The 16,622-nt window shown below is 62.6% G+C and carries 10 protein-coding genes; 3 read left to right on the top strand and 7 right to left on the bottom strand.

The window, feature by feature from the left end:
• Window positions 1-2 precede the first annotated feature (2 nt).
• From dhbA to E0D86_RS05220, 3 genes are all read left to right on the top strand, one after another.
• Entirely contained in the window at window positions 3-761 is a 759-nt protein-coding gene (gene dhbA / locus E0D86_RS05230) for a 2,3-dihydro-2,3-dihydroxybenzoate dehydrogenase (RefSeq protein ID WP_131648886.1), read from the top strand.
• Between the two features lie 171 nt (window positions 762-932).
• Complete coding sequence (locus E0D86_RS05225) at window positions 933-5,498, top strand: non-ribosomal peptide synthetase (RefSeq protein WP_131648885.1); 4,566 nt, start codon at window positions 933-935, stop codon at window positions 5,496-5,498.
• Window positions 5,495-6,940, top strand: coding sequence for an amino acid adenylation domain-containing protein (locus E0D86_RS05220; RefSeq protein ID WP_131648884.1), 1,446 nt, complete (start codon window positions 5,495-5,497; stop codon window positions 6,938-6,940). Before E0D86_RS05225 ends, E0D86_RS05220 begins: the two co-directional genes overlap by 4 nt.
• Before the next feature lie 38 nt (window positions 6,941-6,978).
• Here the strand turns inward: E0D86_RS05220 and E0D86_RS05215 are convergent, their stop codons facing one another.
• The 7 genes from E0D86_RS05215 to E0D86_RS05185 all read right to left on the bottom strand — a co-directional run bounded on the left by E0D86_RS05215 (window position 6,979) and on the right by E0D86_RS05185 (window position 16,148).
• The gene (locus E0D86_RS05215; protein ID WP_131648883.1) at window positions 6,979-7,923 is read right to left on the bottom strand and encodes an iron-siderophore ABC transporter substrate-binding protein; all 945 of its coding nucleotides are present in this window, start codon (window positions 7,921-7,923) and stop codon (window positions 6,979-6,981) included.
• Window positions 7,920-8,771, bottom strand: a complete 852-nt coding sequence (locus E0D86_RS05210) for an ABC transporter ATP-binding protein (RefSeq protein WP_131648882.1) — start codon at window positions 8,769-8,771, stop codon at window positions 7,920-7,922. The genes E0D86_RS05215 and E0D86_RS05210 overlap by 4 nt, the downstream gene beginning before the upstream one ends.
• A complete protein-coding gene (locus E0D86_RS05205) occupies window positions 8,771-9,814 on the bottom strand; it encodes an iron chelate uptake ABC transporter family permease subunit (protein ID WP_131648881.1) in 1,044 nt (347 codons plus the stop codon). The genes E0D86_RS05210 and E0D86_RS05205 overlap by 1 nt, the downstream gene beginning before the upstream one ends.
• Window positions 9,815-9,816: 2 nt before the next feature.
• On the bottom strand, window positions 9,817-10,854 hold the full coding sequence (locus E0D86_RS05200; RefSeq protein ID WP_131648880.1) for an iron ABC transporter permease: 1,038 nt from the start codon (window positions 10,852-10,854) through the stop codon (window positions 9,817-9,819).
• Between the two features lie 55 nt (window positions 10,855-10,909).
• The gene (locus tag E0D86_RS05195; protein ID WP_131648879.1) at window positions 10,910-12,913 is read right to left on the bottom strand and encodes a TonB-dependent receptor domain-containing protein; all 2,004 of its coding nucleotides are present in this window, start codon (window positions 12,911-12,913) and stop codon (window positions 10,910-10,912) included.
• 60 nt (window positions 12,914-12,973) lie between these two features.
• Entirely contained in the window at window positions 12,974-14,191 is a 1,218-nt protein-coding gene (locus E0D86_RS05190) for an MFS transporter (protein WP_165914202.1), read from the bottom strand.
• 217 nt (window positions 14,192-14,408) lie between these two features.
• On the bottom strand, window positions 14,409-16,148 hold the full coding sequence (locus E0D86_RS05185; protein ID WP_256681131.1) for a glycoside hydrolase family 5 protein: 1,740 nt from the start codon (window positions 16,146-16,148) through the stop codon (window positions 14,409-14,411).
• Between the last annotated feature and the right edge of the window lie 474 nt (window positions 16,149-16,622).

Below are 16,622 nucleotides of genomic sequence, written 5' to 3'. Positions count from 1 at the left end.
AGATGAACGATCAGATGGATTTCAGCGGTAGAAGCGTCTGGGTCACCGGCGCCGGGCAGGGCATCGGCCGCGCGGTTGCCGAGGGATTCGTGCGGCTGGGCGCACAGGTCACCGGTTTCGACCGAGCCTTTCCGGAACGGGATTACGGCTTCACCCCTTATGTGCTCGATGTCGGCGATGCCCACGCCGTGCAACAGGCCTGTAGCGAGCTGCTCGGCGCGCAGCAGACGGTGGATGTGTTCGCCAGTGTCGCCGGAATCTTGCGGCTGGCGCCCATTGAGGAGTTGAGTTCGGCCGATTGGGACGCGTCGATGCGGGTAAATGTCTCCGGTCCCTTTTATCTGCTGCGCGAGTTGATACCGCGCTTCAAGGCGCAGGGGCACGGCGCGGTCGTCGCCGTGAGCAGCAACGCGACCCACGTCCCGCGCATGCAGATGGCCGCATACAGCGCGTCCAAAGCGGCGCTCTCCAGCTTGATTCGTACCGCCGGCCTGGAGCTGGCGGAGCACGGCGTGCGCTGCAATTTGGTTTCGCCAGGTTCCACCGATACCGCCATGCAGCGCGGTATGTGGCACAGCGAAGATGCCCGCGAACGCACCATTGCCGGCTTCCCGGAGCAATACAAACTGGGCATTCCGCTACGCAAGATCGCCACGCCCGAGGAGGTTGCTCGCACGGTGCTGTTCCTTGCATCCGACCTGGCCAGCCACATCACCCTGCAGGACATCGTCGTCGATGGCGGCGCCACCCTGGCAGCCTGAAAAACTTGTTCAACGTCTCGCGAGCTAGAGGCCTGCAAGGCGAAAACAGGCGAGGGCGCGCAGTTTACGAGCGGTAAATGAGCACCCGACTGGGCTCGCATCCGAGCCTGTTTTCAACGCAGCAGGCCCGACGCGCAGCAGACGTTGAATAGATTTTGAGAGGTTAAGCAGATGCACAAGAACATCATCGGCCTGCTGAAGCACCTGGCTCAGCAGGGGGTGCAGCTTGCACTCAACGAACAGGGACAACTGGTTTCCCAATCGAGCAAGGACGCCGTCACGCCCGCCCTCGGCCAGCAGATTCGCGATAACCGCGACGCCATCATCGAATGTCTGCGCGCGCGACAGTCCTTCGAGGCGCCGATCGCACCGCGGCACAGCAGCGTCGGGCCGCTGTCCTCGTCGCAGAGCGGGCTGTGGTTCATCGAGCAGTACGAGCAGGACTCGCACCTGTACAACATGCCGGTCTTCTTCCGGCTCACTGGCGAGCTGGACGTCGCGGCGTTGGAGTTCGCCTTCGATGCGCTGGTCGCCCGCCACGCCAGTCTGCGCACACGCTTTCAACGCAGCGCCGAAGGACGTGGCGAGCAGGAGATTCTGCCGCACAGCGGGTTTCAGCTGGTGCGCGAGGATCTGAGCCTTCTCGAGCCGCAGGTGCGCGAGGAGCGCGTGGCGCAGCGGGTGCGCGAGGAAATCCAACGCCCGTTCGACATCACCAGCGGCAAGCTGACGCGGGTCAACCTGCTGGAGCTGGGCGAGCGCGAGCATCTGTTGATGATCAACCAGCACCACATCATCTCGGATGGCTGGTCGGTGAAGAACATGTTTGCCGATCTCAAAACCGCGTTTCTTGCCTACCAGAATCGCCAGCCATTGAACTGGGATCAACCGGCGCTGACCCACATCGACTACGCGCACTGGTTCAACTCGCCGTTGTTCCGTGATTACCACGAGCAGTTCAAACCTTTCTGGGTCGAACGCCTGGCTGGCATTCCCGAGGTGCACAGCCTGCCGCTGGACAAGCCACGGCCGGCCCAACCGGCCAGCGGCGGCGAAGTGGTGTTCTCGACGATCGACAACAGATTTTGGGAGCGCTTCAAGCAGCTCTGCCAGCACCACAACACCTCGCCCTTCATCGGCCTGCATGCATTGTTCGCGCTGTTGCTGGCACGGCACTCCGGCGAGCGCGACATCGTAGTCGGCACACCGCTGGCTTATCGGGAGCGGCCTGACATCGAGCCGCTGGTGGGCTTTTTCGTCAATACGCTGGTGCTGCGCACGCAACTGCCCGAGCAACAGTCTTTCGTCGACTATTTGCGCCAGTGCCGCGCGGACGATCTGCAGGCCTTCGATCACCAGCTCTATCGCTTCGAGGCCTTGAGCGAAGCGTTGGGCATGGACCGCCACACAGCGATCAATCCGATTTTCCAGATCATGCTGGTGTACCAGGCGCGGGTGGATTTCAACGACCTGATTCCAGGTTGCGACGCGGTGGAAGAGACCTCGCCGGTGCTGCCGGCCAAGACCGATATCTCGGTCAAGGTCACCGAGCTGATGGATTCGGTACGGGTCGATTGGCTCTACGCCACCGCGTTGTTCGAGCGCAGCAGCGTCGAGGGTTATGCCAGCCGGTTGCTGCTCCTGCTCGAAGCGGTGGTGGCCAACCCGCAACAGGATATCTGGCGGCTACCGATGCTCGATGAAGCGCTGCTGACGCAGACTGCCCAGCGCCTGAGCGAGCTGCCAGCCGCTTATCCCGACGGAGTGACGGCCCTGTCGCTATTCGAGGACATGGCCAGAGCGCATCCGCATCGACCCGCGTTGCGGCAGGGCGAGGGCAGCGTCAGTTATGCAGAACTGGATGCTCGCGCCAACCGCCTGGCCCATTGGTTACGGGCTCAGGGCTGCGCGGCGGGTGAGCTGATCGGCGTGCTCGCCCGTCGTGAAAATGCCTTTGTCGTCGCGCTGCTCGCCAGCTGGAAGCTCGGCGCCGCCTATGTCCCGCTGGATCCCGATTATCCGCAGGAACGGCTCTCGCACATCATGCGTGACGCCAATGTCCGAACCATTGTTGGTCAGGGCGCGGCGCCCTTTGCGCTGGAGGCGGACCAACGTTGGGTAGACCTCGGCAGTACCGAGATTCAAGCCCAGCTGGATGCGCAGTCCCCCAATGCGCTGTTGAGCGAGCAGGACCCACAGCGACTCGCGCAGGTGATCTACACCTCAGGCTCGACCGGCGTGCCGAAAGGCGTGATGGTCGAGCACGGATCGCTGGCGAACCTGCTGCTGGACCACGGCCGCCGGCTGAATGTCGCGCCGGGCGATCGCATGCTGGACTGCATGTCGCTGTCGTTCGATGCCGGCAACATGTGCGCGCTGGTCCCGCTCGTCCACGGCGCCTGCCTGCTCTGGGCCGACCCCGGCGAGGGCTTGCTGGATGAGATCGAGCGAACCGAAACCACCCATATGATCTTTGCCACGGCGCTGTTGGCGACGCTGCCGGAGCGCCCGTTGCCAGCGATGAAATCCGTGGGCTTCGGCGGCGAGGCTTGTCCACCGGCGATTCCGCAACGCTGGGCCAGTCAGTTCCGCCTGATCGACATGTACGGCCCCACCGAGGCCACCGTGACCGCGCTGACCAAGACGCTCGTGCCAGGCGAGCGCCTGACCATCGGTGCGCCCATCGATGGCATGCAGGCGGTGGTGCTGGACCGGCACGGCGCACTCTGCCCGGTCGGCGTGCCCGGCGAGCTCTGCCTGGCGGGCCTGGGCCTGGCGCGCGGTTATCTCAACCAGCCGGAGCGCACCGCCGAGGCCTTTCGTGATCATTGCGTGGCCGGCGTGCAGGTGCGCCTGTATCACACCGGCGACCGCGCGCGCCTATTGGCCACCGGTGAATACGAATATCTGGGCCGCCTCGATGCGCAGATAAAGCTACGCGGCTACCGCATCGAGCCGGGCGAGATCGAAGCCCAGCTGCACGCCAGCTGCCCGAGCTTGCAGGAGATCAAGGTGATCGTCGCCAGCCAGGCTGCGCGCCAAGCGCTGGTGGCCTACGCCACCGTCAAACCCGGCGAGCCCATTCCCGAGCCGGATGCCGTGTTGCAGGCCGTGGCGCGCCGACTGCCCGAATACATGGTGCCGCTGAGGTTGATGCTGCTCGACAAGATGCCGCTGACCGCCAATGGCAAGCTGGATCAGAAGCGCCTGCCGCCGGTGGAACTGACTGCGACAGAACAGCAGGTGGCACCCGTCGGGGAGCTGGAGCGCCAGGTGCTGGATATCTGGCAAGGCGTGTTGGAGCAACCGCTTGGCGTGGAAAGCGATTTCTTCCGGCTGGGCGGCGACTCCATCCTCAGCATTCAATTGGCAACACGTCTTCGCGACGCGGGTTACCTCTGCAGCGTCAAGGAAGTGTTCGAGGCCAAGACCGTGCGCCGACTCTGCCGAGTGCTGGCCGGCCCGCGCGAGGCGCAGGCGGTCCGCGCCGAGCATGGTCTTCTGGCCGGCGACTTTGCCCTGCAACCGATCCAACAATGGTTCTTCGAGCAGCCGTTTGCCCGCCCGCAGCATTGGAATCAGGGCGTGGTGCTGCGCCTGCCCGGCGAAGTAGGGACGACGCAGCTGATGGATTACATGCGTCAGCTGTTGCAACAGCACGACGCGCTGCGCCTGGTCGCCATCCCAACCGGTCAGTGCTATCAGCAATACCTGCCGTTGACCGAGCCTGCCCGGTTGAATGCGGCCGAACTGGGCGCAGCCGGGCTGCAGCAGGCACTGACCGAACTGCAGGCGCACCTGGACCCGGCCAGTGCACGTACCTTGGCCTGGGCGGTGATCGATGGTTTGCCGAACGGCGCACGTGGGCTGTTCATCGCCTTCCATCACCTGGTTATCGATGCCGTGTCCTGGCGCATCCTGGTGGAAGACCTGCAGCGGTTGGCGCGCGGTGAAACCTTGCCCGACAAAACCAGCAGCTACCGACAATGGGGCGAAGGGCTGGCGGCCTATGCCCAGCGTGCGGAGGCGCAGCTGCCGTACTGGCGCGAGCAGATCGCCGGGATGAACTACCGCATCGCCGCCGATTGGTCGTCGTCACAGCCGACCGAGCCGCAGCTGTTACAGCTGGATGCAGCCACTACCAGCCAGCTGACTCAGTCCGCCACCCGGCATTTCGCGGCGGATGTCCGGGAGTTGCTATTAGCGGCACTGACGCGCGCGCTAGTGCAACTTGGGCTCGGTGACCAGCACTGGATCATGCTTGAAGGGCACGGGCGCGAGGCGATCGATCCCGCGCTGGACGTCAGCCGCACGGTAGGTTGGTTCACCAGCATGTTCCCGGTCGCGGTGCAGAATCAGGCGGACTGGCCTGCGCTGGTGCGACACGCCGCCGAGCAGCTGCGTCAGGTTCCGGACAAGGGCGTCGGTTATTTACCGCTGCGCAGCAACCCGGCCCACCGCGACAGCTTGCCGTTACCGCCGGTCGCGCTGAATTATCTGGGCGTCTATCAGAGCGGGGCAGGCGACTGGCAAGCCTTGCCGCTGCCGCCGGGTAATCCGAGCGATGCCGGCAACCTGTCTGCCGAGCTGATCAGCCTGCACGGCGGCATCTTCGACGGCCTGCTGACGCTGCGCCAGATCGGCAGCCTGCGTGAGGACCTGTGCGCACGTCTGCTGTCGTCCATGCACGACAACCTGCGGACGTTGGCAGCGCTGGCTGAGGGTGATGAGCGATGAACACGATCAACGCGCATTTCGCCGACGTGTTTGCCCGCCACGCCGCGCGGCCCGCTCTGGGTTGCCTCGGCGCCAGCTTCAGCTATGGCGAATTGAACGCGCGGGTTGCGGCCATCGTGCTGCAACTGCGTGAACACGGGCTGGTTGCGGGCAACCGCGTAGGGCTGCATCTGGCGCGCGGTCCCGACCTGATCGCCACGGTCCTGGCCTGCCTGCATGAGGGGTTGTGCTTCGTGCCGCTGGAGCCAGACTTTCCTTTGGAACGGTTGCAGGGCATCGCAGACGATGCGCAGGTGCGCTGGATCATTCAGGACGAGCAGGCGCCGCGGGCGCTGACACCGTCCTTGCGCTTGCAGCCCGGGCTGGCGCAGATGCCCGAGCCGCCGCGGCTGGATGAGCGCGTACCGGCTTATATGATGTTCACCTCCGGCTCCACCGGAAAGCCCAAGGGGGTGATCATCGAGCGCGCCGCACTGAGCAATTTTCTGAACGCCGCAACCCGGCGTATCGGCGTCAGTACGGCCACGCGCTGGCTGTTCACCACCACGCCGGCATTCGATATCGCTCTGCTGGAGATGCTCGGCCCGCTGTGGTCAGGCGGTTATGTGGAAGTGGTCTGCGCGCCAGCGCACAAAGACCCGGTGGCGTTGCTGCAACTGCTCGAGAGCCGCCCGGACCTGAACACCCTGCAAGCGACCCCGGCATTCTGGCGGATGCTGCTCAAGGCCGGCTGGCAGGGCCGCGCCAAATTGGTTGCGCTATGCGGCGGGGAAGCTTTGGATGTGGACCTGGCGATGCGCCTGGGCGGTATGGTGGGCCAGCTCTGGAACTGCTACGGCCCCACCGAGGCGACCGTCTGGTCGATGATGTCGAGCGTCGAGCTGCCGCTCGGCGAGCAAGGCGTGCGGCTCAGGCAGTCGCTGGATGGCTATCGGCACCTGGTGCTGGATGAGCAAGGCATCGACGTTGCGCCGGGCGACGAGGGCGAGTTGTGCATCGAAGGGCCGTCGCTGGCGCAGGGCTACTGGCAGCGTAGCGACCTGACCGAGCAGGCCTTCATTGCATGGCAGGGCCGGCGCCTCTACCGGACCGGCGACCGGGTGCGGCGTATCGGCGAGGATGAGTTCCAGTATCGCGGCCGTCGCGATGATCAGATCAAACTGCGCGGTTTTCGCATCGAACTGGGTGAAATCGAAGCGAGCCTACGTCGCATCGATGGTGTGCTGGAGGCTGCGGTGCGGCTGCTGGGGGAGGGCGATGAAGCCTGTCTGGTGGGCTATGTGGAACTGCGCAACGCTGGCCCGACTCGGTTGGAGATTCGCCGGCAGCTGCAGCGCGGTCTGCCGCATTACATGATCCCGAGCCGTATCGTGCGGCTCGATTCGCTGCCCAAAACCGCCAGCGGAAAGATCGACCGCAAGCGTTTACCCGAGCCGGTGTGAACATTGTTTCAGCGACCCCACGGGGTCGCTGAATGCGATCAATCCTTCGCGACCGGCTCGGCATCGGCCTTGCCAACGATCCCCTCGATGTCCTCGATCACCTGCATGGCCGCCATCGGGCCGCCGACCGAGGTCCATAGCGAACCGTCGACCGCGCCGAAGCGCTTGGTCTGGATGGCCGAGAGCTGACGGAACGCAGCGGTTTCCTCGGCCTGACGCATGGCTTCGACCGCTTTACCACTGGTCGCCAAAGTGCCGATCACCAGCCAGTCGGCGTCCAGCAGCTCCAGCGATTCCAGGCTCAGCGCCATCGAATGCGTATGGCCGGCGTCCTGCTGATGCGCCGGACGCACCAGGCCGACATCCTTGGCAACGGTGCTGGCGAAGGAATCCTTGAACATGTACGACGGACCCTTCGGGTTCCAGCGCACGATGCTGAAGGTTTCGCCCTGATGATCGCTCAGCCGCTCGCGAGCCTCGGCGGTACGGGCTTCGTAACGCTGGAGAAATGCCTGGGCTTCGGATTCCTTGTTCAATATTTGAGCCGTGCGCCGCATGCTTTGCTGCCATGGCTGCCCCCAGTTGAAGGTGACCGCGGTCGGCGCGATCTCGTTGAGGATGGCCAGCTGCTCCGGCTTTACCGGGCCGGTCAGGATCAAGTCGGGTTGCAACTCCAGCAGCGTCTCCAGGTTGGGGTTGTCGAGATCGCCGACCACCTTGATACCGGACGGCAGCTTGCCTTCCAGATAGCGCGGCGGTACCGCCTGGCCACGCCCGTTGACGGTGCCGACAGGTGTCACACCGAGGGTCAGCGCGGTATCCAGGTCGATCTCGCTGAGGGTAACGACGCGCTCGGGCGTAGCCGGGACGGTCACGCGGTTGCCAAGGGCATCTTCGATCTGGCGGTTTTCGGCATGAGCGTTGAGAGTCAGCACGGCGGTGAACAGCGCTGCGGTTAAGCGCCAGGGGTTTCGTTTGATCATGGGGTCGTGTCCTGTTGAGCGAGTTCATGCACCGCAGGGGTGCGAGTAGCCGATGGGGTGGAAGCGGAAAGCGAACGGCGGCGCGGCACGATCACCGGTGCGCCGTCGCCGGGCGCGGGGAGGATGTCCACTTCTGTCTGGTAGAGGCGGTCCACCAATGCTTTGGTCATCACCTGGCGAGCCGGGCCCATGGCTTGGATATGGCCGTCGGCGAGCGCAATCAACTCGTCGCAATAGCGGGCGGCGATGCCCAGGTCATGGATGACGATCAGCACGGTGCGGCCCTCGGCAGCGATCCGGTGCACGGCTTCCATGACTTCAGCCTGGTGACCGATGTCCAGCGCGCTGGTGGGTTCGTCGAGCAGAATCAGGTCGGTGTTCTGCGCCAGGATCATGCCCAGCCACGCGCGTTGCGCCTGTCCGCCGGAGAGTGACGAGGCCTGGCGATGCCAGATGGCGTCGAGTTGCATCGCCGCGCGCGCACGGGCGACCTGGCGGGCGTCTTCCTCGCTCCACTGGTTGAACCAGCCCTGGTGCGGATGGCGACCATACTGCACCAACTGTTCGACGCGAATCCCCTCGGCCATCACCGGTCGCTGCGGCAGAAAAGCCAGTTGGCGGGCCAGGCTCTTCATCGAATGGCGGAGCAGAGGCTGGCCGTGAATCTCGATCTCTCCCCGCTGCAACGGCAGCTGGTGAGCCAGCAATTTGAGCAAGGTGGATTTGCCGCTGCCGTTGGGCCCGACGATGCCGATCAGCCGACCTTTGGGAAGGGAAAAGGACAGGTCGTCCAGAATCACCTTGTCCTGATAGGCGAAATGCAGGTTGCGTACGCTCAGTACCGTCATCAATCGGCCCCTCGTCTGTCCTTCAATAGCAGGCCAAGCAGCAGGATGCCGCCAAGCAGGCGCGTCATGATCCCGGTGGGGATTTCTTCCGGCTGCGCCAATACGCGTACCAGGGTGTCGCTGCCCAGCAATAGCACCGCACCGCAAATAGCAGACAGCCAGAGCGGGGCGAGGTTGTCGCGTGCCAGCCACGACGCGAGGACCGGTGCGGCCATGGCGATAAACACCACCGGCCCGCCGATCGCCGTGCCCAGTGACGCCACGAGAATCGCCAGACCGAGTACGCCGAGTTGCACCAGCGGCACCCGTATGCCGAGGTTTTGTGCCGTGGCATCGCCGAATCGCAGCAGCGCCAGCGGTCGGTTGAGCAGCGCCATCAATGGGCACAACAGCAGCAGTATCAGTGCGATGGGGCTGACCGTTTGGTAGCTGATGCCAGCGAAGTGTCCCATGGTCCAAAGGTAAATGCTGCCCAGGTGCACCAGCGGTTGGGTGGACATGGCGAAGTCGCCCAGCGCGCCGAACAGTTCAGACAGCGCAATGCCGATGACGATGAACAGATAACCTTGCTCGCCGGGGCGACAGCACAGGGTAAACAGCGCAGCTGCGGCCAGCATTGCGCCCAACGGTGAAGCCCACCAAGGCCAGCTGCCGAGCGTGAGATAAAGGGAAAAGCCCACCACCGCCAACGAGGCGCCTTCGTTCACGCCGATCATGTCCGGCGTGGCCAGGCGATTACGCACCAGCGTCTGGATCAGGCACCCGGCCATGCCCATGGCGAAGCCCGCGACGATGGCTGCGGCAACCCGTGGCATACGGATCTTGAACACCATGATTTCGTTCAGCTTGCTACCGTGACCGAGTAAGGTCGCAAGCACGTCGCGCGTGCCCATCTGGCCCGAACCGAGGCTGATCGCAAGAACCGCCAGTGTTGCCAACACCAAGATGAGCAGGCCGCACATCAGCCAGTTGCGACGATGCAACAACAGACTCATGCCGGCCAGGCGCAGCGTCCAGACGCCGCTGGGAGTGATTGACGTCATGCTTACCTCACCGTCAGCAGAGAACGGAAACCGCCGCGCAGCACGATGGCGATCAGCGCCGGCGCGCCCAGTGCGGCCAACAAGGTGCCGACTGGCAGCTCGAAAGGTTGCAGCAGCCAACGCGCGAGCACGTCGGCCGCCAGCAGAAAAAGCATGCCGAACAGCGTCGAGAACAGCAGTTGACGCAGCAGCGCGACCGGTTCGATCAACCTTGCGCAGTAAGCCGCGAGAAAGCCGACGAAGCCGACCGGGCCGGCCAGGGATATGGCGCAGGCAGTGAGCAATGTCGAGGCAACCAGCACGCCCAGACGCACCCAGGTGGTATGGATGCCCAGCGCCCGCGCCTGGCTGTCGCCCATTTGCATCAGCGTCAATTGCCGACAGAGCAGGGCGGCCAGGATCAGCCCGATCAAGGCGACCGGGGCCACGGTACTCACGGCATCCAGGCTGGATGCCGACAATGATCCCAGGTTCCAAAAACGAAACTGCTCCAGCGCCACGCGGGTCTGGAGCAGCATGAAGTTGGAAAGCCCGCCGAAGATCGCGCCCAGCGCAACGCCGGCGAGGATCAGTTTCAGCGGGCTGGCTTGGCCCAGCATCAGGCCAACGCCCAGCACCGCGAGATTCCCCAACAGCGCGCCGGCACCGGACCACAGCAAATAACCGCGAGTGGATTCGACGCCGAAGAAGATCAGGCCGATCACCAGCCCCAGCACCGCACCGGCATTGACACCGAGCAGACCGGGCTCGGCCAGCGGATTGCGCGTCGCGCTTTGCAGCAGCGAGGCGGCAATCGCAAGACTGCCGCCGACCACCAGAGCCGCCAGGGTGCGCGGCAGGCGCAGGGTTTCGACCACCAACGCGAGCTTGTCGTCCGCCACGGCGAGCGGATCACCCATCAGGTAGTGCAGCACTTCGATTGCGCCGTAGACGCCTGCACCCGTGCTCATCGACAGGATCAACAAGCCCAGCAGCAGGCCGCTGCCCCCGAGGAGCACCGCTTGCTGATAGTTGGGGAATACCGCCTCGGTTCTGATCATCGTCGCGCTGTGGTTCTCCAATAGTCCGGCGACGGGAGCCGCCGGGGTGGGTGGGTTAGATGTCGTAGCTGAAGCCGACGAAAACCGTGCGTCCCATGAGGATGTGATCCACGGATTGGGCGACTTCGTCGCGCTTTTCGTTAGTGAGGTTGTTCATCCCAGCGTTGAACGTCAGCTCGTTGGTTGCATGGAACCGAGCTCCCACTCCCAAGGTGTGGAAGGCATCGGAACGCTGGCTGTCGGCAAGAGCCGGAACGTACACCATCTGGCTACCGGTGTACTGATAATCCAGATTCAGGTCGAGTTGGGGCAGCGCGCGCCAGTCGAGCCCTATATTGCCGACGTGCTTTGGCGTGTAATCCAGCTCATCGCCGGTGTCGCGGTCCTCGCTGTCGGAGTAGGTGTAGTTGGCGCGCATCGACAACGCATCGCTGAGGGCGTAGCGGCCCTGCAACTCGTATCCCTTTATGCGCGCCTGGGACAGGTTGTAATAGCTCAGTTCGGAACGCAGCGGGACGGGGCGGCCCAAGGTTGGGTCGAATACCAGGCGGGTGGTCTCGGTGATGATCAGGTCTTCGATGTCGTTGTGGAAGAACATCACACCGGCTTCGAGCCGTTCGTCCTGATACTGGGTGCCGAACTCATAGCTGGTGGACGTTTCAGGCTTGAGATTCGGATTGCCATACACCGTGCACAGACCACGGCAGGCCAACACGCCGTAGCTTGGGTCGGACTGGGAGATGCTCGGCGCCTTGAATGCCTTGCCGACGCCGCCCTTGATGACCCAGCTGTCGCTCAGGTTGTAGACGCCGTAGGCACGCGGGCTGAACTCGCTGCCGAAGGTTTCATGGTGATCCCAGCGTCCGCCGAGTGTGATATCCAGATCACCGAGCGAGAACTCGTCTTGTAAATAGATAGCTTTCTGGTCTACCTCAGTGTCAGCTCCGAGGTTCTGATTGTGGGTAAGCTCGGTGCGGCGGAATTCGCTGCCAAGCGTCAGCAACTGATTACCAAGAAACGCGCTGACCTGGCCATCGACGGTGTGGTTGGTCTGGTTAACGTCGCCTTCGACGCCACGCATATTGGTCATCAACTCAGAATCGTCCATGAGCTCGACGTCTTCGTAGTAATAGCGCAGGCGTGTGTTGAACCCGTCCCATTGCCCGTTATGCGTCAGGCCCAGCGTCCAGCGATCCATTTCCTGCACATTGGTTGTAAGGGGCTGCGGCGCGCCGGCGTTGTTCCAGCGCGCCTTGCGGTCATCTTCCCGATAACTCATATCCAAATCCACGGTCTGACGCTCGTCCAGAATCCAGCTCAATGTCCCCATCGCGCTGACGTTCTGGCGCTTTTCGGCGGCGTCGCTGCCCTCAAGTCGCAGTTGGTCCGATTGCCAGGCGGCCTGATCGGTCGTATCCAGGATCAGGTTGCCGAGCAGCTTGTCCTCCACGAGAGCGCCGCTCACATATCCGCTGGCCTTGTGGCTGTCGCCCGAGTTCCCCTCGGTCGGGTGTTCATAGCTGTAGGCGACGCCGGCCTCGGTCTGGTTGGTCGGTTGCCGCAGGATGACGTTGATCACGCCGCCCATGGCATCGGCGCCGTAGAGAGAGGTCATCGGGCCGCGGATTACCTCGATGCGCTCGACGGCGGCTACAGGAATAGCGGAAAGGTCGAAGTCGTTGGCGTAGTTGGAGGTCAGCGCGTCGCGTGAATTGATACGACGGCCATTGACCAGCAGCAGGGTGTAGTCTGAATCCAGCCCACGAATCTTGATTTCCTGGCGACCATAAGTGGACGACGGATTGAGATGCACTCCCGGCAGGTATTTCACCGCATCGGCCAGGTTGTAGACCGGCCTTTTTTCCAGCTCTTCGCGGGTCACGACCGACACGCTGGCCGGGGCGCTGAGCTCACTGTGCGCAGTTTGTGTGGCGGTGATGACTTGCTGCTCCAGTGCCACGGGCTCGTTCGCCAGTGCGGCGAAAGGCAGAAGGCTGGCCAAGACGGTAAGGGATAGGTGACGAGGGCGGCTGATGCCCCGGTTGCTTACGATAGTCATTGCATGCTCCGTTGCTGCTCGGTGTTTCGAAATGGACTCATCACGTATCCCTCGGCGGGTTCATCCCGCCTGTTGTTCTGCTGTTGCTGTCGGGTTTGCGTCGCGCTGTTTGATGCCATGGATCAGGTACAGCACGCCCAGACCGGCCACGATGCCCAGCACTGCGTAGAGCGCTGCCAGCTCTTCGAAGCCGAGTAGTTGATGCTGTGACCCTTCGGTTAGATAGCGCGCTGAAAGCAGGCTGCCGAAGCCGGCTGCGATATTCGAAACTGTCCCCTGAAACGCCATGAACGCGGCACGCTGGTGCGCCGGCGGAATTCCTGCGGCGATGGTCATGGTGCTGTTGCTGCGCACGGCGCTCAGCGCCATGAACAGGGTGAAAACGACGTAGAGCGAAATGCCCAGCGGCGCAGCGAAACCCAGCAGGGTCACCAGTGCTAGGCTGCCGCTGCTGACCAGCGCGACCGTCACGGTACTGCCGCGATCAATCCAGGCGCCGCCAATGCGCATCGCCGCGATGCTCGCCAAGCCACCAAATAGATAGAGCAGGCCCAGGTTTTCGCGGGGGAAATCCACGTTGAACTGGAAGTAGGTGGCGAAGTGCGGCACCAGGAGGAAATGCCCGAACATCTGCAACGTGGTGATAGCCAGCGCCGCCAAACACAGGCGCGAGGCAAGCAACGGCCTGATCGAACCCGAAGGACGATGCGATGAAGCCGGTGCGGGAAAGAACAGCTGGCAAAGCAGCGCCAGAAACAAACCGGTGCAGCCGAGCAGCACGAAGGGCGTCGTCCAATTCCAGCGCATCGAGCATTCCAGCGCCAGAGGAATGACCAGAATCGCTGCCAGGGAAAACCCCATTCCGATGTAGGCAAGTTTTCGGCCGCGTTCGGCTGGCGGAATCAGATCCAGCATCGTGGCCATCAGGATCGCGCCCATGGGCCCGGCGACCAGCCCGGAAAGTACGAACAGCGCGATCAATTGGGTCGGGTCGGCCGCCAGCGCGCAGCTGAACAGCAAAGCAAAACGCAGCACCAGCAAGATGATCAGTGCGCGTTTTCGGTCGAAGCGATCCAGCCATGGGGCTGCGATAAGTGCACTCAGGGCGGCGGCGAGGGTGGCGCCGCCACTGATATAGCCGACGTGGCTAGCCTCCATTCCAAGGTGACGCACCAGATCCGGACCAAGCGGCATGACCATCATCAGGCTGCCCAGCGACAGCATGTTGATCAGCATCGCAAGGTGGACGGCGATCCTCGACTTGTCGGCAACATTCATAAGGTGCGGCACGCTCTGTTGGCAGGCGGGCAGCATCCTAAGGCATCGCAAACGCCATATCAAACACAAATCGTTCGCATTTATATTTTTACTAGGACAGGACGGTTCTCAGGCATATCGGCCTGGGGCATCTTCGCCAGCGAAGTGCAGGCGTGCTCAAACAAAAGGCCTGACACACAGGGTGTGCCAGGCCTCGGCGGACGTAGCGAAGCGGAAATTACATTGGTTCGCCAATGGCCGCGCAGTTATTCGGTGTTGCGGCGTGCTTTCTCAGGATCGGCAGCTGCGGTTGCTCGGCGCCTCCCGATACGTCCAGCGCGAGGATGTACTTTCCCCACCATGGGCCGGCGGCCCAGTAAGTGATAGGTACGCAATTGTCACGCAGGTAGCCCAGCAGGTTATCCATCGCGACGATGGCATCGGGCGCATAGTTCGGGACGCCCATCTCGCCGATGAAGCCGCGCAGGTTGTTGGTTCGCAGCCAATCCACGAATGGCTTGGCGCGATTGATGCCCAGATCCGGTGCGAAGGTTTCGGTCTTGTCGACGTACATCCCCGAGGTATCGCGATCGAGGTACATGTGTGCTTCGAAGATCAGGTTGTTCTGTGGATCGCGCATCCAGGGATCGGCGATGAGCTGAGTGTTGGATTGCGGCCAGTGCCATGCGCTGGAGAATCGGTCGCCGGCGACATAGATCCAGTTGGTCTTGTCCACGGTGCGGATATCTTTAGCGGCGGCCAGGGCTGCTTCAGGCCAGAGCCCTTTGGTGTTCGGCTCGTTCATCAGGCCATAACCGCTCAATGCCGGATGGTTGCCGACTTTCAGTGCGATTCGCTTCCAAGTATTGGCGAACGACTTGATCGGCACGTTTTCGGAGCCGATCGGCTGCTTGTAGTAGCGGTAATAGTTGTGCATGTCGAGCACGACCTTGACGCCGTGCTTCTGCGCGAAATCGAGCGATTGGGTGAGCAGAGCCAGTTGCGCGGCGTCCAGCTCGGTATCCAGTTGCGGCTGTATACGCTCCCAGAGGAACGGCAAACGAACCAGCTTCAACCCTTGCTCGGCGTATTTCTTGTAATACGACTCGGCCGGATAGATGTAGTTGGTGCCGTGCTTGCCGGGCAGAACCGAAGGTCCGAAAGCGGCACCGGAAAGGGCAACGCCCACCAGTTGCACGGGCTCGGTCGTCGAGGGCGTCGTCTCGGGAATCGGATCTGGAGACAGGGCTGGCCGGGACGCCGGAGGTGCGACCAGGCTGAGCTTGTTCGGGTAGCCAATGATGTTGCCGTCGAGCACGGGACCGTCCATGAATACGGTCAGCGCGCCGCTTGCAGGCTTGATCGAGGTGACGGTGCGTACCTGGCCGTCCGCCGTGCGTACCGATGCGCCGACGACAAAGGCTGCGCTGTTCTGCGCGGTAGCAGCGACCGAAACACCGGCTGATGCTCGCCAGGAGCCGTTCAGCCAATAGCTGTTGGTGAATTTGTTGATCAGCGCAGCGTGGGTCGGCGCTGCGACCGGCGCGCTATCCGGTACGGTGACGTCCGGCTTCGGGCTTGCCATGTTGCTGACGCTGAGCCGGTTGGGATAACCGATCACGCTGCCGTCCAGCACTGGCCCCGTCAGGAAGACCGTCAACGCACCGCTGGCGGGTTTGACCGAAGTGACGGTGCGTATCTGGCCATCAGCTGTTCGTACCGAGGTGCCGACACGAAAAGCGGCGAGGTTCTGCTCTGTGGCAGCGACCGAAACGCCAGCCGATGCGCGCCAGGAACCGTTCTGCCAATAACTGTTGGTGAACTTGTTGATCAGCGCCGAGTAGGAGATCCCTGACGTGCTGGTGCTGCCAGCGGCTGCCGCGCTGACATTGCTGTTAGGGAAAAAGCTCAGCAATGCGGCCAGGGCGATTGCAGACATGAGGCCTTTACGGGCGCTCGGAAAAACTGTGACGGACATTTCGGCTCACCGTGACTATGAACGTCCAAACGCGATACACGGGACGTAGTGACAGGGAGGTTGATCAATAAGAGGGCTGCCCAAGGAGGCGAATTTCCACAAAGACCGAACCAGAGGCGAGACGGGACCCAGGGGACTCTTCGTCTCGCTGGCGCTTTTATAATTTGTTTTTCTAATGATTTAAACAGTTGAAGACAGAATATCGGCGCCAATAACTTGTCGTTTTAAACGAATGGTAACGTTTGTCATCCGTCGATAGGCAGTTCCGTAAGCCAACACCGCATGGACGGCGCCTCTTGGAGTTTGCGGCGCCATTTTTTTGAACGACACGCCGTGACGATTCGTTTAGGTTTCCGATAAATGGTAGGAACTATTCGAGTCGGCACACCGTGTCTGTTTCGCTACCGATTTTCTCATCGAAACTACGAAGGGTTATCGAATAGAGCCGGGCTTTGTAACGCTTGTAATGCATTC

Origin of the sequence: Pseudomonas sp. IC_126, assembly GCF_004331835.1 — a bacterium.
Lineage (GTDB): Bacteria > Pseudomonadota > Gammaproteobacteria > Pseudomonadales > Pseudomonadaceae > Stutzerimonas.
Note: the sequence above shows the minus strand (reverse complement) of the source record. Positions and strands in the feature narration are given on the sequence as shown.

Coding starts and splice junctions, on each gene's coding strand:
- dhbA (WP_131648886.1), top strand. CDS start 3: ATGAACGATCAGATGGATTTCAGCGGTAGAAGCGTCTGGGTCACCGGC.
- E0D86_RS05225 (WP_131648885.1), top strand. CDS start 933: ATGCACAAGAACATCATCGGCCTGCTGAAGCACCTGGCTCAGCAGGGG.
- E0D86_RS05190 (WP_165914202.1), bottom strand. CDS start 14,191: ATGAATGTTGCCGACAAGTCGAGGATCGCCGTCCACCTTGCGATGCTG.
- E0D86_RS05210 (WP_131648882.1), bottom strand. CDS start 8,771: ATGACGGTACTGAGCGTACGCAACCTGCATTTCGCCTATCAGGACAAG.
- E0D86_RS05220 (WP_131648884.1), top strand. CDS start 5,495: ATGAACACGATCAACGCGCATTTCGCCGACGTGTTTGCCCGCCACGCC.
- E0D86_RS05185 (WP_256681131.1), bottom strand. CDS start 16,148: ATGTCCGTCACAGTTTTTCCGAGCGCCCGTAAAGGCCTCATGTCTGCA.
- E0D86_RS05205 (WP_131648881.1), bottom strand. CDS start 9,814: ATGACGTCAATCACTCCCAGCGGCGTCTGGACGCTGCGCCTGGCCGGC.
- E0D86_RS05200 (WP_131648880.1), bottom strand. CDS start 10,854: ATGATCAGAACCGAGGCGGTATTCCCCAACTATCAGCAAGCGGTGCTC.
- E0D86_RS05215 (WP_131648883.1), bottom strand. CDS start 7,923: ATGATCAAACGAAACCCCTGGCGCTTAACCGCAGCGCTGTTCACCGCC.
- E0D86_RS05195 (WP_131648879.1), bottom strand. CDS start 12,913: ATGACTATCGTAAGCAACCGGGGCATCAGCCGCCCTCGTCACCTATCC.